Raw genomic sequence first — 371 nt, forward strand, 5'->3', positions numbered from 1 at the left:
TGAGTACCCCGACGAAGCTGGCAGCGAGCAAGAAACAGAGATTAAAGCAAAGTATGCCAAAGTGTTGGGTAGTGCGGTAAACCCTGTTCTGCGTGAAGGTAATTCAGATCGTCGCGCGCCACCTTCCGTTAAAGCCTATGCGCGTAAATATCCACACTCCATGGGTAAGTGGAGTCAGGCGTCACGTACACATGTTGCCCATATGCGTAGCGGCGACTTTTACGACCAAGAGCAGTCTACGGTAATTGAAAAAGCTGGCAATGTTCGTATTGAACTTGTTGAAGCAGATGGAAAAGTGACCGTACTTAAAGAAAAGACAGCTGTCATTGAGAAAGAAGTGATCGATGGCATGTTTATGAGTGTTAAAGCTT

Annotated in this window: 1 protein-coding gene; it reads left to right on the plus strand. The window is 46.4% G+C overall.

Features of this window, described 5'->3' with window-relative positions; genetic code table 11:
* A partial coding sequence (locus tag A3757_RS24840; RefSeq protein ID WP_197470306.1) for an NADP-dependent isocitrate dehydrogenase occupies positions 1–371 on the plus strand: 371 nt, incomplete at both ends.

It is taken from the genome of Oleiphilus sp. HI0117, assembly GCF_001635235.1.